Source organism: Alloacidobacterium sp. (genome assembly GCF_035631355.1).
GTDB lineage: Bacteria > Acidobacteriota > Terriglobia > Terriglobales > Acidobacteriaceae > Alloacidobacterium.
The window spans coordinates 66927-90156 of sequence record NZ_DASQIX010000001.1 but is presented as its reverse complement, the minus strand read 5'-3'; the positions used below and the strand labels follow the sequence as shown (position 1 = coordinate 90156).

The window sequence follows — 23230 nt, the reverse complement described above, 5'->3', positions numbered from 1 at the left end:
GTGCGTCGTCGAGATATTTCCAAATCCAACAGTGTGCGAGTCGCCGATAAACTCGATCTGACGATGCCGCGGCTCTGGCGTTAGTGCCTTTTCGCCCACCGGAATGGCAAAGCCGCTGAATGTGTTCGGAGCATCCTGACTTTCCGTTGCCACAAGAACGCTTACCGCGTGACTGCCATCGCCTAACCCATCTATCTCGTAAGCTCCTTGCTCCGGCCTTATCAGCGGCGCGACGGACTGGCCATCCACCACAATGTGCAGTATTTCGTCGCTTTGCCCAACTCGAAAAAACACCCTGCTTCCTTCGAAGGCGGCCCGAAAGTAGCTTCCCGGCCATTGAGACGTATAGTCCTTCCCTCCAGAGCCCTCCGCATCACCTGATGGTGCTATTAGCATGCGTCCACCAATCGACATTGGCAGTGGGGTAAGTGTTGGCAGTGTAGAAACCTTGTGCACTGTCGGCGAGGCAGCATACGCGGCAGCGCAAAGAAATACACAAACAGGAGTAACGAAGAGCCTTTTAAAATGCATTTGCATCAGGATATACGGCGATTACTTGTGCGCTGAATCTTCCAACGCCTCAAGAATTTCTTCCGTCTTGTCGTAATTCACTCTGGCAGGCAGCACAATTCTGCGCGCCTTCACCACAAACCGTTTACGGATTGGTGGGCGATGAGCCGCTGTTAGACCCAGCCGCAGCAAACGATTGACGGTTCCCTTAAAGGATTCTCCGGATCGCCGCATCTCCTGTTTCAGAAGGTTAGCCACATCGTTGTCGATGGAAAGAGAAGTTCGCACGACATGATGATTTCAGAAGAGCATCATGATTTCAAACATCAACCTCCGTCTTTACCGTAAACAACATCAAATAGAACCCGGTTAGGACATCAGCCAGAGCCATCGGCGGAAAACAGATGACCATGAACAACGCATGCCGCTCCGGGAAAACCAAGTTGGCGAAATACACGCTCACCCAGATCACCGCGGCAGCGACGCCCAACCCCGACAGGATCCTCGGGATGTATTTCGATTTGAAAAACAAACAAAAGAAAAGTAGTGAGCCGATACCGAAAGAAATACCGCCAATGTTCTCCGTGATACTCCCAATACTGCGCATCAGGTCCGACAATGACTGCGCGTCAGCCGTCCAGGGTCCGACAGTTTGTGTCGAAAGGTAAAGATGCAGCCTCACGAAGTCGCACATCCGCACCACCAGGGCCAGGAATGAATCTCCCAGACTGAAGATCATCGCGAGTTGAGCCAGCAGACTGTTGACGGGTCTCAGCGTTGCATACAGCGCGAAAGCGAGCAGGGCGCTGCCCAAACTCACAATCACCGCAGCCGAGAGTCCCACTCGATATAGGCGCTCCGACGCTGCGATTCTTTTGGCTGTTTCCGCAAAGCTTCCACTCCCCGCAACGTGAGAGAGGATAAAGCCGCCTCCGAAAGCAACGATGATCACCCCGAGGAACAAATACCCCGCAAGTCTCGCGTATGTTCGTTGCGTTTTAGTCGCTTCGGCGTTTTCGATCCCTGATTGCATTTCGATAATTGCTGCAGGAAGTGCCGTTCGAATCCAGTTTTAGGCACCAGACTTTTGCCGGGTGCGGGTGCCCCACATCTTGAAGAGATGTGGGACAACTCTACCTCGCCGCCACCTCTGGATGATCCGCCCCGAACTGCACCGCATGCGCCACTGCCGGACGGCTCGTATGTGTCCCATTATCCGTATTCCGCGCCACCTGCTCGTAATACGACCGCGCCAGCGCCGTATCACCAACCGCCTCCGCCGCAGCCCCGGCGCTCAGCAGCCCATTCAGCCGGTTCGGACTCAGCTTCAACGCAACTTTGTATTCTGCCAGCGCCTGCTCCGGCCTGCCCAGTGAAAGCAGCAGGTCACCCAGCATCTCGCGCGCCGGGATATCAACCTCGCCCTGTCCCAGTTTGTCCTGCTGGTCCGCAGCCTTGCCCATTGCCTCCAGCGCCGTATCGGGCCGGTCCTCCACGAACGCCTGCCAAGCCACAATCTCGTTGCGGCGGATTTGCGCATCCTCCGCCGCATCCGCATACCGCGACTTCTTCAGCCGCTGCAATACCTCGTCATACTTCTTGAGCGCCAAAGCCGCCAGCTTTGCATCGTGTAGATGGCCGGCCGCAACGCCCCATCCCCAGTAAATGTCAAACGCGGAAAATCCCCGCGACTCGGAGCCCGGCGCAGGTTGCAGCGCAGCCAGCGTCTTCCAGTCGTGCATTTCCATGTTGTAGACCACGCGCAGCTCGTTATCGAAACGCACGCCCGAGTCCTTCATGTCGTCCTGCCACGGAAGCGCCGCCATATGTTCACTGATCGAGCGCATCTGGTCGGTCAGATCGCGCGCCTTCTCATCCTGCCCCGTCTGCAGATAGGCGTAGACCAGAAACTCATCCGCGTGCATCTGGTGCGCGACGCCGGGCTGGTGCTCCGCTTCATCTTTTTGCGATGCCGCCGCCGAAGCCAGATTCGACGAAATGTCGTCCTGCCACATGCCCAGCCGCGCAAAGATGTGACTTGGCATATGCAGCGCATGCGGCGACGAGGGTGCGATCTTCGCATACTCCTTCGCCGCCTCCAGCCCCTCGCCTGCAAGCGCAGGCGTATCGCAGGTGTGAATGATGTAGTGCGCCAGTCCCGGATGGTCCGGATACTTCTCAAACAGCGGCTTCAGAATCACCAGTGCATGCCGCTCTTGTGTCAAAGATGTATCATTTGGGGCCACATCTGCAATCAGAGCCAGCGCATAGAACGCCGCGCCCTCCGTATCGTCCGGATAGTCCGCATGCAGCTTGCTCATTCCCATCGCGTAAGCGTCCGCAGCGGCCTGATAACCCTGCGGCGCTAGACGATAAAAGTTGCTTAGCGCGTCGATATACCCCTGTTCCCGTGGCGTAATTTTCGTCTTGGCCGCGATCTCGCGCGCCTTCTCCATCTCGTCTGCTCCGGTCTTCAGCGCCTCCGCATCTGGCCGTCCCCACAGCTCGCGATACTGCGTCATGGCCACACCCCAGTGCGCCATCGCACAGGCCGGATCGCTCTTGGCTATCGCCTCGAACTGCTCCTCCGCCAGCGTGTATCCAAATGAGTGCAGCAACGCAATACCGCGCTCAAAAGGCGCCTGCGACTTCGCCGCGCACGAGACCAGGAAATGCACCTTGCCCAGCTTCTCCGTATTCAGCGGAGCGTCGTCATGGTGGTGGTGCTCCCCGGACATTCCCGGCATATTTGGCATGGATTGCGCATTTATCAGCGGCGAAACGGCACACAAAGCGCCCCAAACGGTCACCGAAAGGCAACAAGCAATACGTCTATTCATGGCCGCAAGCTTAGTTGAATGGCCCCAAGTCCAACAAGAACCATTTCGCATTGTTTGTGGGGCGTCCATTCCCGCAGGTATCATGGATGGAACCAGATGCATTTCGGCGATTCCATCTTCATCTTCCTGCTGGCGTTGGTTCTCTTCGGCCCAAAACGGCTGCCGGAAATCGGCCGCCAGATTGGCAAGCTCCTGGCCGAGTTCCGCCGCGCCAGCAATGAGTTCAAAATGCAGATTGACGAAGAGTTACGCGCCATGGAGCAGCAGGAGCGGCAAAAGCAACTGGATGCGGCAGCAGCCAAATCCCAGACCGAGGCCGCCGCGCAACTGCCCGCCGAAACTACAGTCGCAGCGCCGGAAACTGCGGCCACGCCAAGCATCATGCCGCCGAAGACCGGCGAGCCCGTCAGCGCCGAGTGGCCCTACAACAAAAATCTGCCTGTAGAGGAAATCGACCCCGGCTACCAGGCTGCGGAAGCCAAAGAAAATGAGGCCGCGCGCGCAGCAGTAAACGGCACAGGCGCTGAAATCACGGAAAGCGAGCAGGCCCCGATCCATCATGGTTGATTTACTAGACCGAGCCCGGTCGGCAGTCTCAGAACGCGCTGAGTTGCCCGGCATGAGCCTTCTTGAGCATCTGGAAGAGCTCCGCCGCCGCATCGTGCACTCGGTCATCTATCTGGTTGCCGGCTTCTTCATCGCATGGGGCTTTCGCGAAAGAATCTACGGCTACATGGAGCGGCCGATCAAATACGCTCTGGCCAGGCATCATCAGCCTGCGCTGCTGAACTATCACAACCCGATTGATGGCTTCAACCTGTACCTGAAGGTCAGTTTCATGGCTGGCTGCATCATCGCCGCGCCATTTGTGCTGTATCAGGTATGGCTTTTCATCTCGCCCGGACTCTACAAGAACGAAAAACGCTTCGTGACGCCCTTCATGTGTGCCACGGTGGGCCTGTTTCTCGCCGGAGCGTTCTTCGGCTACCACTGGGTCTTCCCCGGCTCGCTCGATTTTCTGTTCACGTTCAACAAAGACTTCAACCCTCTCATCGAGATCAACGAATACACCGATCTCTTTCTCACCGTCATTCTGGGCCTGGGCGTCACCTTCGAGTTGCCGATTCTGGTCATGTTTCTGGCGCTCTTTGGCATCGTGAATGCGCGATTTCTCTGGAAAAATCTGCGCTACGCCATCCTCATCATCTTCATCATCGCGGCCATCATCACGCCCACGCCAGACATCCTCACCATGTGCGTCTTCGCCGCCCCCATGCTAGGCCTTTACCTCATCAGTATCGGCGTGGCCTTCATGGTGCATCCCGCCCGCCGCAGGCGCAAAAAAGAGCAGGCCGCAGGCTGATGCCGGATAGACAAACTCCGGGTGCCCCATCCTTGCGAAGCAAGGGTGGGATACCGCAAATTCTGATCCTGATCCTGTTATTCACAGCATCACTCTGCGCAGCAGCCCAGACCTTCAACGGCGAACGCGCCCTCGAATACACCCGCCAGTTCGTCTCCACCGGCCCGCGATGGGTGGGCAGCCCCGGCCATGTCAAAGCCGAAGCCTTCCTGAAAAAGCAATTCGCCAAAGACAATCTCGAAGAAGACACCTTCACCATGAACACGCCCGCCGGTCCACAGGAGATGCACAACTTCATCGTCCGCTTCCCCGGTAAAAAAGACGGCGTGATCGTGCTGGCATCCCACTATGAAACGAACTACCCGCTGCGCAATATCCATTTCGTGGGCGCAAACGACGGCGGTTCTTCAACTGGCCTGCTCATCGAAATGGCGAATCATCTCCGCGACCGCACGCTCGACGGATACAGCGTCTGGCTCGTCTTCTTCGACGGCGAGGAAGCCTTCAAGGAGTGGTCTGACACGGACAGCATCTATGGCAGCCGTCATCTTGCCGCAAAATGGGCGAACGACGGAACGCTGAAGCGCATCAAAGCCTTTATCATTCTCGACATGATCGGCGACAAAGACCTCAACATTCAGCGCGACTCTAATTCGACAGGATGGCTGCTCGATCTCATCCAGCGCGCCGCTGCGAAGCACGGTGACCAATCCTATTTCTTTCAGGAGCAGACAGCCGATATGGACGACCATCTTCCATTCGTGCGTCGCGGCGTCCCTTCAGCCGATATCATCGATCTCAACTACGGCTACAACAATTCCTACTGGCACACCGCGCAGGACACGATGGACAAAATCAGCGCAAAAAGCCTTTCCATCGTTGGTAACACCATGCTTGAAACTATCCGGCTCCTGAATCTACGCTAGAGTCTTCTATACATGATCGCTGGCGCGTCCATCCCGTACTGGATTGGGTTCCATGTGCTGGTGGCTGTCCTGCTCATCGTTGATCTCGCTGTTTTGCATCGCGGCTCGCATTCCACGAAAATGCGCAACGCCTGGGCGTGGACCATTTTCTTAGCGACGCTCGCCTGTGGTTTCGCGCTCTTTCTTTCAAAAACACAGGGACGACAGCCTGGCCTCGAATTCTTCTCCGGTTACCTGATCGAAGGCTCACTCAGCGTCGATAACCTCTTCGTCTTCCTGCTTATGTTTCGTTCTCTGCGTCTCGACGCGGAAGAGCAGCATCGCGTATTGCTGTGGGGCATATTGGGCGCAATCGTCATGCGCGCAGTCTTCATCGCGGTCGGCGTCTCCTTATTGAACCGCTTCGCCTGGGTCGAGTATGTCTTCGGCACTTTTCTTCTGGTTGCGGCAATCCGCCTGCTGCGCCATAAACCTGGAGACGACTCAAGTCCGGGCCTTATGAGTTGGCTGCAGCGCCGCTGTCTGCGTGGAGTACACGATAGTGGCGAGGCAGGCATAAAACTCGGGATGCCCGCATTCTTTTTTGTCATTCTTGCCGTTGAAGCAACGGACCTCGTCTTTGCGCTCGATTCGATTCCCGCTGTATTGGCGATCACGCGCGATCCATTCATCGTCTACACATCAAACATCTTCGCCATCCTCGGTCTGCGCTCTTTATATTTCGTTCTCGCCGGAATGCTCGATAAGTTGCGCCTGCTGCACTATGGACTGGCCGTGATTCTTGCCTTCGTAGCCTTAAAAATGCTGCTCGCGCATTGGATTGAGGTTCCTGTCAGCATATCGCTGGCCGTGATCCTGATCACGCTGCTGATCTTCGCCATCGCCAGCAAGCTCATCCCCGAGAAGCGCCAAATCTAGGTGCCTTACACGCACTAAACATATTCATAAATCGATACGCCATTTGCTCGCCCAGAACATTACTTCCGTGTTGCCGTTCACTCCCAGAACAAAAACTTGCTCGGTGAGTGCATTGCCGATACGCCTCAACTAAGATGAAAGCGCATCCACTTCCTCATCGCGGCTCAAGCACAGCAAAGCGGTCCGCATAGCTGATGAATGCGCGCGCGAAAAGCGCGGTTGGCAGCACGCCATCAATCTCCGCATCGGGAATGTCTTGATTGCCAGCGACGGGCGTTACGAACGAAATCTGCTGCAACGAGTGGAGTCCGACTTGAATGTCCTGGGGTGGCAAGACGGTGTAGGCATGTGATGCTCCGTCGGTGCCGCGACTGTGAAGCGTCGCGCTCGAAAACGCGGCGGGTCGGAGCTTTCCGGCGACGAACAACAGTGGCGAGTTGATTCCCGAATCGAGTTCAAGCAGGAGCGGTTGCACGAGGCCAGACACGCGCACTGAAATGCTCGGTGGCTCGGTAAATGGCATATTGCGGTCCAGATGCGATGGACCCACCAGAGCAATATGCTCGCCCTTAACGTTCTGCTGCATCTGTTTTGTAGTGTCCAGGCAAACGATGCCGTGCGCATAATCGATGAGCAGGTCGAAATGCTCCAGAAAATTCTCACCGAGAATACCGCGAACCCGCGGGTCAGCAATTTGTACCTGTCCAAGGTTGTGTATCAAGAGCAGCAGGTCTTTTACTTCGTATGCACTGGCCTGCAGTGAATCCAGCAGGGTGTATGAGGCGTGCGTAGAAAAGCCCGCGCCTGTCACTCCGGTCTGACCCAGCAGTTTCAGGTGCAACTCGGCGGCGAGTTCCGGATCAATGGTTGTGACCTGCGCGGCTGTGTCCAGCACAAAGTCAAATGGCCCTGAGTGATTCAGAGTGACTGGAAGAACAAGGATGGAATGCTCAATAAAACGCGGGCGTATACTGACCACATCTCGCGGGCAATGCGCTTCGGAGTAGAGCGCGGGAATCATGACGCTGCCTAGGATCGCGGATGCGAGCCATTTGAGAGTTGTCATGGAAAGTCACCTCAGCCTGGTTGGCTGGGCTAACTCTCCGCGCACGGCTCGGCGAGGTCTTTACGGTTTTCCTCCGTTATCCTTCGCAGCTAATGAAGATTTTGCGGGGAACCTGATGGAGCAACCACGCTGCATCTTTCGGTTTGCCGATGTAGAGGTCGACGAGCGCAACTTCACCGTCACCAAGGCGGGTGAAGTCCTACCTGTCGAACCGAAAGTCTTTAAGGTTCTGCAGTTTCTGCTTCACAACACCCACCGCGTGGTGACCAAGGACGAGCTTCTCGACGCCGTCTGGAGCGACACCTCCGTCTCGGAAAACTCCCTCACCCGCAGCGTGGCCAGTTTGCGCCGCCTCCTCGGAGACGACATCCACCAGCCACGCTTCATCGCCACTATCCCCACCATTGGCTACCGTTTTTTGTGCGAGGTGCAGGTCTCAGGGGATGGGTTCGTTTCCGGCGCCTACAGTTCGATTCCCGAGGCGCCACCCGAGGCAGCGTTCGCCACCACACGGACCGCAGAAACCCCCAGGCCCCGGATGAGGCGAGCCTTCGGGATTGTTGTGGCATGCTGCGCCTGTATTTTGCTGATATGGTTCGAGGTTGCAAGCCGGAACACAGCCGCACCGTTGCGAATCTCGGATTATACCCAGCTCACCCACAACGGCCGCGCGGGAGAGGTTCGCGGAACGGACGGCAGCAGGCTCTACCTGCAACCCAGCCTTGAGTTTTCCATTTCGCAGGTTTCTGTCTTGGGTGGCATGATTGAGCCGGTTCCCTCGATCACATTGCCCAAGCCATTGTTGCGTGGCGTCTCGCCTGATGGTTCGACCTTTCTCATCCAGTCCTACGAGAAGCGCCTGTCTGCCTCAGCACCTCTCTACACGGCTCAGGTCGTGGGAGGCTCCAATCGTTATTTGGCTGACGCAGTAAGCGCCGCTTGGTCTCCTGACGGGAAGCTCGTGGCATACTCCACGCTCAATGGCGACATAAACATCATCAGCAGCGATGGGACTGGCGCTCACAAGCTGGCATCTGCCGGAGGTGCCGCTTACGCGCTTAGCTGGTCGCCTGACGGCAGGACAATCCGGTTTGACAGAGAACACTCACTTTGGGAAATAACATCCAGCGGTTCCAACCTCCATCCTCTGCTCGTTGGCTGGCGTCCCTCATGGGGGAGGTGTTGCGGCCACTGGTCAACTGATGGAGGATTTTTCATCTTTCTCACTGCACCCCCCGGATCTGCATCCCAAATCTACGCACTCGATGAGCGGCGCGGACTTTTTCGGCGGACTGCCAAAGAGCCGTTTCAACTGACCTCGGGCCCGGTCAACTGGGAAAGCATGGTTTTCAACCAAGATGGAAAGAGCATCTTCGCCACCGGTTCCACAAGTGCGGGCGAGCTGGTGCGTCTCGATCCGAAATCCAATCGGTTTCAGCCCTTCCTTCGCGGTATCTCCGCCGATTTATTGGCTTTCTCCAAAGACGGCCGTTCTGTCACCTACGTCTCCTACCCCGACGACATCCTATGGAGAGCCAACCCTGATGGAAGTGACCGCGTTCAATTGACCAGTCCACCATTGGAGCCCGCAGCGCCCGCCTGGTCACCAGACGGCACTCAGATCATCTTCATGGCGCCGTCTCCACAAGGTTGGCATGCCTGGATCGTTCCCTCCAGCGGTGGTAGTCCGCAACGGCTTCTCCCCGAGGACAGCGGGCAGGAGACTTTTCCGAGCTGGTCCCCGGATGGGCGCAAGATCATTTTTTCGACGGGCAGTTTTTATGACCGCATTAAAGGGAGCGACATACGCGTCCTCGACCTCGGCAGCCATCAGATCACAACCCTGTCGGGCTCGCCTGGCAAGTTCGCGCCTGCCTGGTCTCCTGACGGACAATCCATCCTAGCTGCATCACTCGACCTTTCGTCGCTGTGTGTCTTCGAGACGAAAACCCAGCACTGGTCGACTGTGTACAAAGGCATCCTCGTTTATCCAAGGTGGTCAGGTGATGGCCAGTTTATTTACTTCCTCAGATATACGGACGATTCTGGCATCCTTCGCATTCCGGCGACGGGTGGGGAGGCGAAGGGAGTCGTCGGATTGAAAGGATTTCGGTTTACCGGAACATTCGGCTTATGGTTTGGGCTGGATCACACCGACGCGCCCCTGTTACTTCGCGACGCCTCAACCACCGACCTCTACGCCCTCACTCTGGAACAGAAATAGCAGGAACGTCGGTAAACACATCGGCGAGGAATTCAATCGTAGCTGGCAGTTTACTGACAACAATGCCTGGATCTTGCGTAACTTTTGACTCCGCGGATCTCTGCTCCCGAGAATCGTTTGACCAGAGTTAATCCTTGCCAGTGGTTCTTAACTCCAGTCGGATGGCGAGACAGACCTATGCGCTCATTGACATGCTGCACTATGAACTGGCCGCGATTCTTGCCTTCGTAGCCTTAAAAATGCTGCTCGCGCATTGGATTGAGGTTCCTGTCACCATATCGCTGGCCGTGATCCTGATCACGCTGCAGATCTTCGCCATCGCCAGCAAACTCATCCCCGAGAAGCGCCAGATTTAGGGGGTCTTCCACGTATTAGAACCAATCCATGAATCGACATGGGGTTTGCCCGCACAAGATATCACTTCCAGCTCGCCGGTAATACGTCCACAACCGCGCAAAGACCTGGCCCGTTTGAGTGAAAATCAAGGCAATGAATTGTCCGAAGCTGCTCAACCATGCCATAGGTCTTTGCAGGAACCCCAATCGGGCTGTTGCTCCTAGAGACTAATTCGCATTGAGGACTCGAAGAATGGGCGATGGGCTCGGATACTGAGCATTCCGCAATTCACTAGATTCGAATCGTCACTGCGGGGAACCGGCTTCATCCAACATCAAGTTCTAGCGGAGCACTGCACGGGCGCCCTCCTTAACTTCCACTCCAGGGAAAAACACGGCATCCGCCCACAACATCCTTCCGGTCTGCTGATCGACCAGTACTGACCTGAGATCCCATAACTCAAACCCGAGAGTATTCAAATCACAAATCAATTCTTTGTAACTGGATTGGCCCGCATAGAGGGGGACAAACAGCATTTCCAAGTGCAGACCGACCACCCTGCTCCACAGACCCGTCGCACCTTTCAGCACTTCGCCCTCGTATCCCTGCACATCTGCCTTGATGAAAAGGTTCGAGTCGGGCTGGAGATAGCCGGTCCCAATCGTATCTAACCGACGTAGAGGTACGCGCTCGGTGCGAACATACTTGGAATCAGGTCCGAGCCTCAGATGAGAATCGAGCATCGGTAAGACGGAAGTGCTGATCGAGTTGCCCGCCAGGTGCAACTCGATCTCGCCATCTTCCGCTCCGATTGCCGCCTTTGGCGCGACTTCCCACAGTGGATCGAGACTCGCCACATGCAACAGTTGGTCTCTGGCCTCGCTCTGTGCCTCGAATGAGACAATCCGCCCACGATAGCCAAGTTTGCGCAGTGATTGGGCGAATTGTCCGATGTTCGCGCCAACGTCGAAGACCAGATTTACCTCATGGGTCTCAAGCATCCTTCCGAGGCGGAATGCCTCGCATTGCAGCGGGTAAAAACGTCGCACATCATAGCCAAAGCTATGGAACCTGCGCTTTGCAAATGATTTAATGGCACTCATGCAATGGCGATTCTACGTCTAACTGTTTGCCTTCTTCAATTGCGAGGTGTGGCTCTGGCAGGCGCCATACTATCTGTACCTACACGATAAATTGCTCTAATCCGCTTCAAAGCGAACCCGACTCTGATCTCTGTTCACCACAGAATGTTTTAGAAACCGCCAGTCATCCCGTTGCGGGAAATCATTGCGATAGTGCGCACCCCGACTCTCTTCGCGCGCGAGTGCAGAACAAACAATCAACTCGCCAACCGCATGCAAATTCCGTAATTCGAGCGACGGACGATCTGCAATGGCCGGAATCTGCACACACATCTGCTTGAGTTCCACTTCAGCTTGCTGCAAGCCGGAAGCGTCGCGCAACAATCCGGCCTTCTGCCACATCACCTGCTGCAATTGCTGTAGAAGACGATCGACATTCTCAACCCGAGATGATGACTGCGAATCATCCGCAGGAATCTCGCTTGCAGCCGTAAGCTCTGGTTCATCGCGCATAGCCTCCGCCGCGCGTGCGCCAAAAACCAGTCCTTCAAGCAGAGAATTGCTGGCGAGACGATTGGCTCCATGAACTCCGGTGCAAGCCGCTTCGCCTGCGGCATAAAGACGCTTCAGCGAGGTCCGTCCGTTCACATCCGCCTTAACGCCTCCCATAAGATAGTGCGCTGCCGGACGAACCGGAATCGGATCGCGGCTCAGGTCCAGACCATGTTGTGCCAAAAATGCGGAGATACTCGGAAACCTCTTCCCCAAATCGACACCCTGCACATGTCGCATATCCAGATAAACGGGCAACTCCTCCCCGTTTTTACCAATGCCTTCGCGTGTAATCGCGCGAGCCACAACATCGCGTGGCGCAAGCTCTTCCAGACGATGGTAGCGTTCCATGAATCGCTCGCCGCGCGAATTTCGCAGATAAGCGCCCTCGCCGCGCAGCGCTTCCGACAGCAGAAATCGCGGCACGCCGGGCAGGCTCAGCGCCGTAGGATGAAACTGATAGAACTCCATGTCCGAAATATCAGCCCCGGCACGATACGCCATGGCAATACCATCACCCGTGGCCACCGCAGGGTTCGTCGTATCGCTATACACCTGCCCCGCCCCGCCGCTCGCCAGCAACACAGCACGCGCGCGAATCGCGTGCAGTTGCCCATCATGGTCGAGTACAGTCAGGCCGACGACCTCGCCCCCCTCCACCAGCAGATCAACGCACATCGCCCATTCGAGCAGGCTGACATTTTTCATCGCGCGCGCATGCGCCAGCAACGAGCGCCCAATCTCCGCTCCGGTCGCATCCCCATTCGCATGCAGAATGCGATTGCGGCTGTGCGCTCCCTCGCGCGTGAGCATCAATCTGCCGTTATGTCGATCGAACCCCGTGCCCCATTGCAAAAGCTCGTCAACACGCAGTGGACCCTCTTCCACCAGCACCTTTGCCGCTTCGCGATTCACCAGGCCATCGCCGGCGTTCACCGTGTCTTCCAGGTGCTCAGACACATCTTCTTCGCCACCCATAGCAACGGCAATGCCGCCCTGCGCATAGCTCGTGTTCGATTCGCGCAGTTGCTCTTTTGTGATGACGAGGACCCGGGCTGTATCAGGCAATGCAATCGCAGCCCGCAGTCCAGCGATACCCGCGCCAACGATCACATAATCAGCTTCACGAGAAATTTCCATAAAATTTGAGGCTAACATTCTTAGACTCACCGTCACGCCTCGAAGATGCAGCGCACACGCCTGCGATACGATGAGAAGAACGTGCCTGCGATTCAAGTCAAAACAGCGTCAGCCAAATATCCCGTGCTGGTCGGCAGTGGCATCTTGCCGACTCTCTACCGCCGACTGCCAAAAAGAAATCATGTCTTCGTCCTTACCTCGCCGGAGATTTGGGCCTTGTGGTCAAAACGTTTTTTGGCTTCTTTTCCAAAAGATATCCAGCCCTCCGTCCTCTTCCTGCCCGCCGGTGAACAGCACAAGAGGCTGATCCACGTAGAGCGTCTGGCCTCTGAACTGGCCTCCGCAGGCGCTGACCGTAGCTCATTGTTGGTCGCTTTTGGTGGCGGCATTATCGGCGATATGGGTGGCTTCCTTGCCGCTATCTACATGCGCGGTATCGACTACATCCAGATGCCATCAACGCTGCTCGCGCAAGTGGATTCATCCGTCGGGGGCAAGACCGGAGCTAATCTCGCAGTCGGCAAGAATCTCATCGGCAGCTTCCATCATCCGCTCGCCGTTTACGCCGACATCGATCTGCTGCAAACACTCTCAACCCGCGAGCTGCGCGCCGGACTCTTCGAGAGCATCAAGGCTGGCGTGATCCGCGACGCTCGGCTCTTCCGCTTTATGGAGCAAAATGTTGCGGCCATTCTCAAGCGCGAAGGCAAAGCGCTCGAATACGTCATTGCAGCCTCGATCCGCATGAAGGCCAACGTCGTCGGAATCGACGAGCGCGAATCCGGCCTGCGCATGATCCTGAACTTCGGCCACACGATTGGCCACGCCATTGAAGCAGCCACGCATTACCGCAAGCTGCTGCATGGAGAAGCCATCGCCTGGGGCATGATTGCTGCCCTGCACCTCGGACGCACGCGAGGGACCATCTCGCCCGCTCAGGCAGACCGGGTCGAATGCGCGATCTTCTCCTACGGTCCACTCCCCGTCTTCAACACCACCACCGCAAAGCTGCTCGAAGCCACATCGCACGACAAGAAAAATCGCGAGGGCAAGCGACGCTTCGTGTTGCCCAATAGCATCGGCAACGCATCCGTTGTAGAAGATGTAACGGATGCGGAACTGACCGCCGCCATCGACTGGATGCTCGCTAAAGTCCGGAAATCGTAATGCAGACTCAGGGCGCACAACCTGCTGGAACCTCAGATGAGCAAAGCGCTGCGCGGGCTGTGCGCGAAATGTTCGACAGCATCGCCCCGCGCTATGACCTCCTGAATCACGTTCTTTCTATGAACGTGGACCGCTTGTGGTGGCGGCGTACCGCGCGCAAATTCCACGACATCCTAGCCCGTCCTGATGCCACTATTCTCGATATCTGTTGCGGCACCGGCGATATGACAATGGCGCTCGCGCGCCATCGGCCCACAAACAGCAAGCCCATTCTAGCCGCCGACTTCTCTCATCAAATGCTGGTCCGCGGCAACGCCAAATTCGCCGGATGCAACATCGTCGCCATTGAAGCCGACGCCCTCCAACTACCGCTAGCTAACGATTCCATCGATCTCATCACCACCGCCTTTGGTTTCCGCAACCTGTCGAACTATCGGGCCGGGCTTGAAGAATTCCACCGCGTGCTGCGGCCCGGTGGCCAGTTCGGCATTCTTGACTTCAGCGAGCCCGGCGGCCTGCTTGGCAAGCTCTACGCCTTTTATTTCCGCCGAATCCTTCCGGCAGTCGGCTCGCGCATTTCCGGCATCTCAGGACCGTATGCTTACCTTCCCGCGTCTGTGCACAAATTCCCTCCGCCCGCCGAAATGCTGCAAGAGATGCGCGGTGCCGGATTCAGCGAAGTCTTATGGCAGTCCTATAGCTTCGGCATTGCCGGGCTCTACCGCGGTGTGAAACCCTAGATAAGCCAGTTCGCCATGCCACAGGCAACCACAGCCGCAAATCTCACTCGCGCCCGCACAGAGAAGCGCTCCGTGGCCCTGGTGTCCGTTCTGGCGGCCGGCGTCATGACGGCGCTGAAGCTCCTCACCGGCTTCCTCACCGGCAGCCTCGGCATGCTCTCTGACGGAGCGCACTCAGGCATTGATCTCGCTGGCGCAGGGCTGACATTCCTCTCTGTCCGTGTCTCAGACAAACCTGCCGACGAGAACCATCCTTACGGCCACGGCAAAATCGAAAACGTCTCTGCCTTCGTCGAGACATTCCTCATGCTGGCCTCGAGCATTTGGATCACCTACGAAGCGATCAGTCGCATCTTCTTCCACTCAGTCGCAATTCGCTATTCCTTCTGGCCGCTGCTCGTGCTTGCGCTTTCCATGGCCGTCGATTATTGGCGTTCGCGTCAGCTCATGGCCGTGGCCAACAAATACAGCAGCCAGGCGCTTGAAGCCGATGCGCTGCACTTCGCCTCGGACATCTGGTCTACCGTCGCCGTCTTTATCGGTCTATGCGCATCCTGGCTTGGAGCGAATCTGCACGTCCCATGGTTGCGCCTCGCCGATCCCTTCGCCGCCATCTGCGTTTCTCTCATGATTCTCTATTTCGGCGGAAAACTCGGCTATCGCACAGTCGGCGCTCTTGTAGATGCGGTGCCCATCGAAATGCGACGCCGTGTCCTGAATGAAGTTCGTCATACTCCGGGCGTTCTGTCCGTCGACCAGGCGCGCATGAGGCGCTCCGGCAATTCGTACTTCGCCGATATCACCCTCTCGCTTTCGCGCCAGATGACCTTCCAGCACACCGAGGATCTGGTGAAAGACGCGACCGCAGCCGTGCAGCGCATTTTGCCCAATGCAGACGTCGTGATCCATACCGTGCCACGGCCCGGAGTCGCGGAAAGCGTCTTCGACAAGGTGCGCGCTGTGGCCGCCCGCAACAATATCGTCCTGCACGATGTCAGCATCCAGTCCATTAACGGCAAGCTACATGTTGAGCAACATATTGAAGTTTGCGAAAAAATGCCGCTGGTCGAAGCCCATAGCTTCGTCAAGCGCATTGAAGACGAAATCCGCGAAGAGCTGCCACAGGTGGAATCCGTGCTCACCCATATCGAAAGCGAGCCGGCGACCATCGAGCATCCGCAGCGGGTCGCCAAAGACCGCGTCATCGAAGAGCATCTGCGTCACGCAGCGTCGCTGTTACCCGAGATCATCGACATTCACGAAGTTGTGGTCACCCGCATGGGAGAGAAGGTTCAGGTCTCCTGCCATTGCACGCTGCCGGATGCAATGGAGATGCAGCGCGTACACGAAGTCATCAGCGCGCTCGAAGACCACTTCAAAATGGAATGCCCCGAAGTCCATCGTGTGCTGGTCCATCCCGAACCGGCCAGTGATAATCGTCACCACTAAAAGGAATGAGCATGATCGCAAGCGCGGAATGGAAAGAAGGAACGCAGTACATAGGACGCACTGAGGTTGGCCACACCATCCCTATTGACGCGGACAGCGCACACACTACCGGCCCCAGCCCCATGGAAGTCGTGCTGACCGCGCTCTGCGCCTGCACTTCGGTCGATGTCGTCAGCATTTTGCAGAAAAAGCGCGAGCCCCTCACCAGCCTCATCGTCTCGGCTGAAGCACAGCAAGCCCCCGCTCCTCCGCGCACATTTACACATATCCGCCTCACCTATCGCATCAGCGGAAAAGTTTCGAAAAAGGCAGCGGAAGATGCCGTCTCGCTCTCAAAGAACAAATACTGTTCCGTCTCAAGAATGCTGGAGAAAAGCGCTGCCATCGAATTCACCATCGAATACGCCGACGGAGCAACAGGCGAATGATCGGCTTCTTTCGCCTCGTACTCGTGGTGTTACTCCTGTGCGTCGTCGCTCTTCTTTCCGCAGTCATCACCATGCACTTCGCCATCCACGGAGCCGAGGTTTCCGTGCCGGATTTCCGCGGACTTATTGTAGCCGACGCAATTCGCAAAGCCGCATCGCTCGATTTGAACCTGAGCGTGGACAATCGTTTCTACAGCGCCGAGATGCCTGCCGGGCGCGTTCTAACCCAGGCTCCTGCCCCCGGCGCAGTAGTGCGCCGCGAGTGGCGTCTTCGCGTTACCCAAAGCCTGGGGCCGCAGCGAATCCCAATTCCAAAAGTGATCGGCCAACCGGAAAGAGCGGCGACCATCGCCATTCGCCGCGCCGGACTTGATCTGGGCAATGTCGCGCGGATGCCCTATGCCGGCGCGCCGGAGGGGGCGGTCATCGCACAGAACCCCGCACCCGATGCCGAAGGCGTGGAGCGCCCGAGCATGAGCCTGCTGGTCGCTGACACAGCAAACGCCCAGGCAGACGGCGTTGTCATGCCCGATCTCACCGGCCAGCTTTTTTCCGTCGCAGCCGCAGCCGTAACTCACGCTGGACTCAAGCTCGCGCCTGCAATCAATGTCTCCGCCAGCATTCCATCAATCTCTTCAGGAAACGGAGCACAAACTCCGGCGGCGCCTGTGCCTCCGGGCACAGTGATTAGTCAATCCCCAGTCGCTGGCTATCGCGTCGACGCCAGCACTCCGATCCAACTGGCCGTGACGCATTAGCAAAACCAGTCGTCTGCCCGCATCTCGATTTTGAAGCTCTTACATCAGGCAGTTCTGCCAGGAACAAGCTGGCAATTTTCCCAGTTACAAGCCCCATACGCAAAGGGCTTTCCTGTTTGTGTAGGCTTTTTCAGGCCCAATTCCGACAAAAGGAGAAAAGTTCCATGCTTACCTACATTCTCTTTGCCGTGCTGCTTGCGTTCCCGTTGGCTTTGTACACGCCCGGACCGGGCGGCGGCATGCCCTCGCCAATTGGGCAGTAACGGCCCAATAGAAAGGGTGGTGGTCAGTTCAGGCGTGCCGGATGAGAAGAGCAGCAAAGAAGCCGTCGCAGGCGTGAACACCCGGAAGTGTCCGTAGACAGCCGTTAACGAGCGCCGTTTTACGCAATGTCTTCGCGCCTTCAGGGAGGAGAATCCCGGCACGCTCCAGCCGCTCGACTTCTCCATCGATCCGGACGAGTTTGAAATCATCGCGACCGCGAAGACACTCGTGAATGACGGTTTCATTCTCCTCCGGCTCTAGAGAGCAGGTAGAATACAGCAGCCGCTCGCCTGGGCTGACGCCGCGCATGACCGATTTCAGGATCGCCACTTGCCGCTCATGTTGCCGCTTCAGTTCTTCCGGTCTGAGCCGATGGCGGATCTCCGGATTGCGGGCCAGCGTCCCGGTGCCGCTGCATGGGGCGTCGCACAGCACCAGATCGAACTCCGGCTCCAGCTCCTTCTTTGCGATGTCTGCCAGCCGAAAATCGATGTTGGCCTGGTTCCGCAACGTGCGCTGCATGTCACTAAGGCGCTTCTTGCTGACGTCGCAGGCCGTGATCGATGCACTGGGATTGCGTTCCGCAAGAATCGCGGCCTTGCCTCCGGGTGCGGCACAGGAGTCTAGTATCTTCAGGCCAGGCCCGGCAAGTTCTGCGACCAGTTGCGAGCCTTCATCCTGAATCCGCACCCGGCCTTCGCGGAAAGCGGCGGTGGATGAAACATCACCGCGCGTCACTGTGCGAACGTTCGCCAAAAATCTGGCAGGCGCAAGCTCAACGCCTTCTGCCAGCAGCTCCTGCTCAGCCTCCGTTTCGAGCAGGCGAACAAATGTTGGCGCAGGCTGCTGGTCGTATTCGCAGATCTGCCGTGCTGCTTGTAATCCGAAATTGCTGACCCATCGCTCGACCAGCCATTCAGGATGCGCACATATGGCGGCCAGTTCTGTTGTATTCGTAACCGTATCGGGTACTTTTTTCCTGGACTGCGCAGCAATCTTTCGCAGGACCGCATTCACCATGCCCGCCGCATATGGCTGGCCTCCGGTCTTTGCGAGCTCGACACTTTCTCCAATCGCAGCATAGACAGGCACGCGGTCGAGATAAAGTAACTGAAAAGCTCCAAGCCGAAGAGACACTCGCGCTATGGAATGCAGCCGGGTTTCGGGCCGCGCCAGCAGAGATTTGATATTCGCATCGAGAGCAATCTGCCATCGCAGAGTGCCCATGACAAGATTTGTGGCCAGATTGCGGTCTTGCGGCGACAGCCTTTCTATGGCGGGCCGGTGCAAAAGCTCATCGCTGTGGCCCGAACCGCGCTCCAGCGTCAGCAGAATTTCAAAAGCTGCGGCACGTGCTGGCGCTACGTGGCTCATCCCAGGCGGTCGCCGCTTTTGAGCTGATATCCGTGAAGGAAGTCCGCCGCAGCCATACGCTTTTTGCCTTCAGGCTGGACCTCAAAGATTTCGAGACGGCTGTTTTCACTGCAATCTACAAAGAGCCGGTTGCGCTCCACGCGCACCTCAGTTGGAACGCTCTGCTCGCCACGCAGTTCCATCGGCATCATGCGATGCAGTACCAGCTTCTTGCCCCGAAAAAGCGTGTAGGCTCCAGGCCAGGGCTGAAATCCGCGCCAGCGGTTATAAATCCCCATTGCCGGACGCTCGAAATCCACCAGCCCGTCTTCCCGCTTCAGGATCGGCGCAAGCGTGGCCAGGGAATCATCCTGCTTTTTCGGCGTAATCGTGTCCGCGTTCAATCCTTCCAACGTTTCTGCCATGAGCGGCGCGCCCATTTCCGCAAGCAGCGGAAAAATGTCCTCGGCCGTCTGATCGGGTGCAACCGGCAGCTCGCGCTGCAGGAGCATGTCACCCGTATCCAGGCCCTCGTCAATCCGCATGGTGGTTGCGCCGGTTACCGGCTCACCATTGGCCACCGCCCACTGGATGGGCGCCGCTCCGCGATACTTTGGCAGCAACGACGCGTGCAGGTTCAGGTTGCCGTGTCGCGGAAGGTCGAGCATCCACTTCGGAATGATGCGGCCATAGGCGACAACGATGATCGCCTCCGGCTGGATCGCTTCCAACTGCGTGCGAAACTCCGCGTTGTTCTTGATCTTTTCCGGCTGGACTACTGATAGGCCGGCTTCGAGCGCGGCCTGCTTTACCGGCGGAGCCAGCAGTGACATGCCGCGTCCGCTGGGGCGGTCCGGCTGCGTCACGACAAGCTGGATGTCATGCCCGGCATGCAGCAGCGCCTTCAGCGTGGGAACAGCGAACCGCGGCGTGCCGCAAAAAACGAGACGCATTGGCTACCACTCGCCATTTTTCTGCATTTTTCGGATTTTGCGCAGAAGCAGGTCGCGCTTCAGCCCGCTTACGCGAAAGATGAAGAGAATGCCGTCGAGATGGTCGATCTCATGCTGCATGGCGCGGGACAGCAGTTCCTCGCCATCGAGCTCGAACCATTCGCCATTTGCATTCTGGGCGCGCACGCGCACCTTGAACGCGCGCGATACTTTTTCACGAATCTCAGGCAGGCTCAGGCAGCCTTCTTCCTCACTCTGCTTGCCTTCTTTGTGAATGATCTCCGGATTAATAAGGACAATTTTTTCTTCAGGATTTTTTTTGAAGCTGAGGTCAATCACGGTCAGCCGCTTGGAAAGGCCAATCTGCGGCGCGGCCAGCCCGATGCCCTGCGCCGCATACATCGACTCGAACATATCATCGACCAGCGACCGCAGTTCATCGTTGAACTCGGTCACCGGCTCGGCGGGTTTCTGTAGAATCGGGTCGGGGTATTTGACAATCTCTCGAATCATTCTTCCGGAACTCAATAGGCGCGAATCTGCTCCACGTAACCGTCATAGTTACGTTTCAATTCCCGCAGTGAATCGCCGCCGAATTTCTCAAGCACTAGCCGTGCAAACGCCAGCGCCACCATCGCCTCAGCAGCGACACCTGCCGCCGGAACAACGCACACGTCACTCCGCTCATACGCAGCCTTCGTGACTTCGCGTGTGTCGAAGCGGACAGATTGCAACGGTCTACGCAGCGTGGAAATTGGCTTGAGATAGCCGCGCACGATCACGTCTTCCCCATTGGAAATGCCGCCTTCGACGCCTCCGGCATTGTTGTGCTCGCGGGTAAAGCGCGTAGGCCTGCCGTTCACCGGCCCGCTGCTGTAGCCGATGGCATCATGCACATCCGAGCCAAATGATTCTGCCGCAGTCACACCGCGCCCAATCTCGACCGCCTTGACTGCCTGCAATGACATGACCGCTTGCGCCAGAATGCCGTCAAGCCGCTCGTCCCAGTTGGTATGCGTACCGATGCCGGGGGGCGCTCCGTGAATCACCACCTCGAAAACGCCACCGACGGTGTCGCCCGTGCGCAAGACTTTATCGACTTCCGCCTTCATGCGCTCTTCGGCTTCAGGATCAACGCAACCCAGCAGCACTTCATCCTTGGCGCGCAACGCGGCAATTTCGTCCCAGCTTGCGTCGCGCTCAAGTTCAGCATGGCCAACACGAATCACATGGCTGGCTACATCAATTCCCAGATGAAGAAGCAGTTGCTTTGCCAACGCTCCGGCTGCAACGCGCGCGGTTGACTCGCGCGCTGAAGCCCGTTCCAGAACATAGCGCGCATCGGGGAAATCAAACTTCAGTGCACCGGCAAGATCGGCATGACCGGGACGCGGCGATGCAACGGCCTTGTGTTTCGACGGGTCACCAACCTCGACCGGCAGGACATCGGTCCAGTTCTTCCAGTCTCGATTTTCAATTTCCATCGCCACCGGCGAGCCGATGGTCTTGCCGTGCCGCACTCCGGAGAGGATGTGCGCGGTGTCCTGCTCGATGCGCATGCGTCCGCCACGGCCATAGCCCTGCTGGCGGCGCCACAGTTCGCGATTGATGAATTTTGTATCGACGTCAACGCCTGCGGGCAGCCCTGAAACCAGGGCAATCAGACTCTCGCCGTGTGACTCACCTGCAGTGGAAAAACGTAACATGTGCGTGCTGTGCCAGCTTTGATTGTAGCGCAGCGCGCAGGGCTTTTATTCTCCCGTGAGCCACGCGTACTGCGCGTCTGTCAGAGGAACAACCGACAATCTGCCCTGGCTCACCAACGGCGAATCGGCGAACATTTTGTGCGCCTTGATCTCGGCCAGGGTATGCGGTGTCTTGATCGGTTTGCCCGCTTTGATGCGCACGTTGGGGACCTTGGGATTTGTTGCGTCTACTGATATGACCTTCGCTGTGCCTACAGCCGTTTTTTCGTCACCGGTGTGATAGATGACTAGCTTTTCACCGGGTTTCATGCCGCGCAGAAACCTCACCGCAGCAGGATTGGTTACACCATCCCAAGTGGTTTCGTCGTCGTGTTCCAAATCGTTGAAGGAATACACCGTAGGCTCAGTCTTCAGCAGGTAGGACATTGGTTTCCTCCTCAGGCTCGGGTTCCGTCGCCGGTTGCTGCTCATTCAGATAGCCGGCCGTGTTCAACAACGGTCTCTCCAGCGCGCGCACCCAGTCAGTCAGTTGCCCCGGGTCGCGTCCCTGCGCTTCGGCGCGCGCGAACTCGCTGCGCATGGTCTGCATCTTGGCGTCGAGATCATCGAGATAGTGCAGCAGCAGCGCTTCAGGAATCATGGGCAGCTTGGGTGAGCCGAACTCGTACTTGCCATGATGGCTCAGAATGATGTGTTCGACCAGTATGCGCAGATTGTCGGGAAAATCCGGAAGATTGGCCAGCTTTCTCTCGACCATCGAAATGCCAATCGTAATATGGCCGACAAGCTGGCCTTCGAGCGTGTAGTCGAAGCTGGTTCCCCAGCGCAGTTCGCGCAGCTTGCCGATATCGTGCAGAACAACACCGGTCAGCAGCAGGTCGCGGTTGATTTCCGGATAGTGTCGAGCCGCCATGTCGCTGATGCCGAGCAGCGAGACAATGTGCTCCAGCAGGCCGCCAATCCATGCGTGGTGCATGCTTTTAGCAGCGGGCGCATTCTTGAGCGCAGACGCAATCTCCAGATCGTCAAGGAAGGCATACAACAGGGTCTGCAGATGCGGGTTCGTAAAGCTTGCGACAAAACCCTTCAGTTCTGACCACAGATCGTCAACATTACACGAGGTTCGAGGGACAAAATCGCCAAAGTCGTATTTGCCTTTGTCGCTGTCTTCGGGTCTTGCCTTGCGGATTTTGTCGATCTTGATCTGAAGCTTGTCCTGATAGCGGCAGACCTGCCCCTGCACCTTGACGACCTCGCCCTGCCCGAATTCATCAACCACCGCGGCGGCTTCCCATATCCGGCACTCGATCTGACCTGTGCAGTCAGAGATGGAAATGGCAAAGTAAGGCACGCCCTCGCGGGTGCTCCGCGTCTGCTTCTGCGCGACCGCGAAGAAGCCTGTCACCGTTTGATTTTCGAGCTTTCCTAAGTCCGCGACGAACAGGTCTTTCATCA

Annotated in this window: 23 protein-coding genes and 1 pseudogene; 11 read left to right on the top strand and 13 right to left on the bottom strand. The window is 57.2% G+C overall.

Annotation, left to right across the window (positions count from 1 at the left end):
• The 4 genes and pseudogenes from VEV40_RS00420 to VEV40_RS00405 all read right to left on the bottom strand — a co-directional run.
• Positions 1–396 (bottom strand): annotated as a pseudogene (locus tag VEV40_RS00420) (GDSL family lipase); the annotation flags it as partial.
• 156 nt (positions 397–552) lie between these two features.
• On the bottom strand, positions 553–798 hold the full coding sequence (locus VEV40_RS00415) for a hypothetical protein (protein ID WP_324829394.1): 246 nt from the start codon (positions 796–798) through the stop codon (positions 553–555).
• A 31-nt stretch (positions 799–829) separates the two neighbouring features.
• Positions 830–1543 carry a DUF4386 domain-containing protein gene (locus VEV40_RS00410; protein ID WP_324829393.1) on the bottom strand — a complete coding sequence of 238 codons (714 nt, stop codon included), beginning with the start codon at positions 1541–1543 and terminating at the stop codon, positions 830–832.
• 100 nt (positions 1544–1643) lie between these two features.
• Positions 1644–3266: a hypothetical protein gene (locus tag VEV40_RS00405; protein ID WP_324829392.1), complete on the bottom strand. Its 1623-nt coding sequence runs from the start codon at positions 3264–3266 to the stop codon at positions 1644–1646.
• Positions 3267–3446: 180 nt separating this feature from the next.
• On the opposite strand from VEV40_RS00405, the gene VEV40_RS00400 reads away from it, so the two are divergent.
• Genes VEV40_RS00400 through VEV40_RS00385 form a run of 4 tightly spaced genes read left to right on the top strand, consistent with a single transcriptional unit; the run spans position 3447 to position 6557 of the window.
• Positions 3447–3917, top strand: coding sequence for a Sec-independent protein translocase subunit TatA/TatB (locus tag VEV40_RS00400; RefSeq protein WP_324829391.1), 471 nt, complete (start codon positions 3447–3449; stop codon positions 3915–3917).
• Positions 3910–4713 (top strand): twin-arginine translocase subunit TatC, encoded by an 804-nt coding sequence (gene tatC, locus VEV40_RS00395; protein WP_324829390.1) that lies wholly within the window; start codon positions 3910–3912, stop codon positions 4711–4713. The genes VEV40_RS00400 and tatC overlap by 8 nt, the downstream gene beginning before the upstream one ends.
• Entirely contained in the window at positions 4713–5639 is a 927-nt protein-coding gene (locus VEV40_RS00390) for a M28 family peptidase (protein ID WP_324829389.1), read from the top strand. The genes tatC and VEV40_RS00390 overlap by 1 nt, the downstream gene beginning before the upstream one ends.
• Before the next feature lie 12 nt (positions 5640–5651).
• Positions 5652–6557 (top strand): TerC/Alx family metal homeostasis membrane protein, encoded by a 906-nt coding sequence (locus tag VEV40_RS00385; RefSeq protein WP_324829388.1) that lies wholly within the window; start codon positions 5652–5654, stop codon positions 6555–6557.
• 154 nt (positions 6558–6711) lie between these two features.
• Here VEV40_RS00385 and VEV40_RS00380 read toward each other — a convergent pair whose 3' ends face one another.
• A complete protein-coding gene (locus VEV40_RS00380) occupies positions 6712–7623 on the bottom strand; it encodes a retropepsin-like aspartic protease (RefSeq protein ID WP_324829387.1) in 912 nt (303 codons plus the stop codon).
• A gap of 115 nt (positions 7624–7738) precedes the next feature.
• Between VEV40_RS00380 and VEV40_RS00375 the strand changes: the two genes are divergently transcribed.
• Positions 7739–9847: a winged helix-turn-helix domain-containing protein gene (locus VEV40_RS00375; RefSeq protein WP_324829386.1), complete on the top strand. Its 2109-nt coding sequence runs from the start codon at positions 7739–7741 to the stop codon at positions 9845–9847.
• Positions 9848–9981: 134 nt separating this feature from the next.
• Entirely contained in the window at positions 9982–10203 is a 222-nt protein-coding gene (locus VEV40_RS00370; RefSeq protein ID WP_324829385.1) for a hypothetical protein, read from the top strand.
• 321 nt (positions 10204–10524) lie between these two features.
• Here the strand turns inward: VEV40_RS00370 and VEV40_RS00365 are convergent, their stop codons facing one another.
• Together VEV40_RS00365 and nadB are read right to left on the bottom strand one after the other, a co-directional pair.
• On the bottom strand, positions 10525–11286 hold the full coding sequence (locus VEV40_RS00365; protein WP_324829384.1) for an FkbM family methyltransferase: 762 nt from the start codon (positions 11284–11286) through the stop codon (positions 10525–10527).
• Between the two features lie 96 nt (positions 11287–11382).
• A complete protein-coding gene (gene nadB / locus VEV40_RS00360) occupies positions 11383–12957 on the bottom strand; it encodes an L-aspartate oxidase (RefSeq protein WP_324829383.1) in 1575 nt (524 codons plus the stop codon).
• A gap of 81 nt (positions 12958–13038) precedes the next feature.
• Here nadB and aroB point away from each other — a divergent pair, with 81 nt between their 5' ends.
• From aroB to VEV40_RS00335, 5 genes are read left to right on the top strand one after another with little or no spacing between them, the layout of a single operon-like run.
• Positions 13039–14124: a 3-dehydroquinate synthase gene (gene aroB / locus VEV40_RS00355; RefSeq protein ID WP_324829382.1), complete on the top strand. Its 1086-nt coding sequence runs from the start codon at positions 13039–13041 to the stop codon at positions 14122–14124.
• Entirely contained in the window at positions 14124–14864 is a 741-nt protein-coding gene (locus VEV40_RS00350) for a ubiquinone/menaquinone biosynthesis methyltransferase (protein ID WP_324829381.1), read from the top strand. The genes aroB and VEV40_RS00350 overlap by 1 nt, the downstream gene beginning before the upstream one ends.
• A 15-nt stretch (positions 14865–14879) precedes the next feature.
• Positions 14880–16313: a cation diffusion facilitator family transporter gene (locus VEV40_RS00345; RefSeq protein ID WP_324829380.1), complete on the top strand. Its 1434-nt coding sequence runs from the start codon at positions 14880–14882 to the stop codon at positions 16311–16313.
• Positions 16314–16324: 11 nt separating this feature from the next.
• Positions 16325–16741: an OsmC family protein gene (locus VEV40_RS00340; RefSeq protein WP_324829379.1), complete on the top strand. Its 417-nt coding sequence runs from the start codon at positions 16325–16327 to the stop codon at positions 16739–16741.
• Positions 16738–17499: a PASTA domain-containing protein gene (locus VEV40_RS00335; RefSeq protein ID WP_324829378.1), complete on the top strand. Its 762-nt coding sequence runs from the start codon at positions 16738–16740 to the stop codon at positions 17497–17499. Before VEV40_RS00340 ends, VEV40_RS00335 begins: the two co-directional genes overlap by 4 nt.
• A 291-nt stretch (positions 17500–17790) precedes the next feature.
• On the opposite strand, the gene rsmB is transcribed toward VEV40_RS00335, so the two are convergent.
• Genes rsmB through VEV40_RS00305 form a run of 6 tightly spaced genes read right to left on the bottom strand, consistent with a single transcriptional unit; the run spans position 17791 to position 23228 of the window.
• Positions 17791–19137, bottom strand: a complete 1347-nt coding sequence (gene rsmB / locus VEV40_RS00330; protein ID WP_324829377.1) for a 16S rRNA (cytosine(967)-C(5))-methyltransferase RsmB — start codon at positions 19135–19137, stop codon at positions 17791–17793.
• Positions 19134–20069: a methionyl-tRNA formyltransferase gene (gene fmt, locus VEV40_RS00325; RefSeq protein WP_324829376.1), complete on the bottom strand. Its 936-nt coding sequence runs from the start codon at positions 20067–20069 to the stop codon at positions 19134–19136. Before fmt ends, rsmB begins: the two co-directional genes overlap by 4 nt.
• A 3-nt stretch (positions 20070–20072) precedes the next feature.
• On the bottom strand, positions 20073–20582 hold the full coding sequence (gene def / locus VEV40_RS00320; RefSeq protein ID WP_324829375.1) for a peptide deformylase: 510 nt from the start codon (positions 20580–20582) through the stop codon (positions 20073–20075).
• Positions 20583–20593: 11 nt separating this feature from the next.
• Positions 20594–21775: a chorismate synthase gene (gene aroC, locus VEV40_RS00315; RefSeq protein WP_324829374.1), complete on the bottom strand. Its 1182-nt coding sequence runs from the start codon at positions 21773–21775 to the stop codon at positions 20594–20596.
• Between the two features lie 45 nt (positions 21776–21820).
• Entirely contained in the window at positions 21821–22201 is a 381-nt protein-coding gene (locus tag VEV40_RS00310; protein ID WP_324829373.1) for an EVE domain-containing protein, read from the bottom strand.
• Complete coding sequence (locus VEV40_RS00305) at positions 22179–23228, bottom strand: 3'-5' exoribonuclease YhaM family protein (protein ID WP_324829372.1); 1050 nt, start codon at positions 23226–23228, stop codon at positions 22179–22181. The genes VEV40_RS00310 and VEV40_RS00305 overlap by 23 nt, the downstream gene beginning before the upstream one ends.
• Positions 23229–23230 lie beyond the last annotated feature (2 nt).

What these genes read in the sequence shown, in the direction of transcription:
- VEV40_RS00340 (WP_324829379.1), top strand. Translation starts at nt 16,325, where the DNA reads ATGATCGCAAGCGCGGAATGGAAAGAAGGAACGCAGTACATAGGACGC.
- nadB (WP_324829383.1), bottom strand. Translation starts at nt 12,957, where the DNA reads ATGGAAATTTCTCGTGAAGCTGATTATGTGATCGTTGGCGCGGGTATC.
- VEV40_RS00390 (WP_324829389.1), top strand. Translation starts at nt 4,713, where the DNA reads ATGCCGGATAGACAAACTCCGGGTGCCCCATCCTTGCGAAGCAAGGGT.
- tatC (WP_324829390.1), top strand. Translation starts at nt 3,910, where the DNA reads ATGGTTGATTTACTAGACCGAGCCCGGTCGGCAGTCTCAGAACGCGCT.
- VEV40_RS00305 (WP_324829372.1), bottom strand. Translation starts at nt 23,228, where the DNA reads ATGAAAGACCTGTTCGTCGCGGACTTAGGAAAGCTCGAAAATCAAACG.
- VEV40_RS00375 (WP_324829386.1), top strand. Translation starts at nt 7,739, where the DNA reads ATGGAGCAACCACGCTGCATCTTTCGGTTTGCCGATGTAGAGGTCGAC.
- VEV40_RS00345 (WP_324829380.1), top strand. Translation starts at nt 14,880, where the DNA reads ATGCCACAGGCAACCACAGCCGCAAATCTCACTCGCGCCCGCACAGAG.
- VEV40_RS00350 (WP_324829381.1), top strand. Translation starts at nt 14,124, where the DNA reads ATGCAGACTCAGGGCGCACAACCTGCTGGAACCTCAGATGAGCAAAGC.
- rsmB (WP_324829377.1), bottom strand. Translation starts at nt 19,137, where the DNA reads ATGAGCCACGTAGCGCCAGCACGTGCCGCAGCTTTTGAAATTCTGCTG.
- fmt (WP_324829376.1), bottom strand. Translation starts at nt 20,069, where the DNA reads ATGCGTCTCGTTTTTTGCGGCACGCCGCGGTTCGCTGTTCCCACGCTG.
- VEV40_RS00335 (WP_324829378.1), top strand. Translation starts at nt 16,738, where the DNA reads ATGATCGGCTTCTTTCGCCTCGTACTCGTGGTGTTACTCCTGTGCGTC.
- VEV40_RS00385 (WP_324829388.1), top strand. Translation starts at nt 5,652, where the DNA reads ATGATCGCTGGCGCGTCCATCCCGTACTGGATTGGGTTCCATGTGCTG.
- VEV40_RS00405 (WP_324829392.1), bottom strand. Translation starts at nt 3,266, where the DNA reads ATGCCAAATATGCCGGGAATGTCCGGGGAGCACCACCACCATGACGAC.
- aroC (WP_324829374.1), bottom strand. Translation starts at nt 21,775, where the DNA reads ATGTTACGTTTTTCCACTGCAGGTGAGTCACACGGCGAGAGTCTGATT.
- VEV40_RS00400 (WP_324829391.1), top strand. Translation starts at nt 3,447, where the DNA reads ATGCATTTCGGCGATTCCATCTTCATCTTCCTGCTGGCGTTGGTTCTC.
- VEV40_RS00365 (WP_324829384.1), bottom strand. Translation starts at nt 11,286, where the DNA reads ATGAGTGCCATTAAATCATTTGCAAAGCGCAGGTTCCATAGCTTTGGC.
- def (WP_324829375.1), bottom strand. Translation starts at nt 20,582, where the DNA reads ATGATTCGAGAGATTGTCAAATACCCCGACCCGATTCTACAGAAACCC.
- VEV40_RS00310 (WP_324829373.1), bottom strand. Translation starts at nt 22,201, where the DNA reads ATGTCCTACCTGCTGAAGACTGAGCCTACGGTGTATTCCTTCAACGAT.
- VEV40_RS00380 (WP_324829387.1), bottom strand. Translation starts at nt 7,623, where the DNA reads ATGACAACTCTCAAATGGCTCGCATCCGCGATCCTAGGCAGCGTCATG.
- VEV40_RS00410 (WP_324829393.1), bottom strand. Translation starts at nt 1,543, where the DNA reads ATGCAATCAGGGATCGAAAACGCCGAAGCGACTAAAACGCAACGAACA.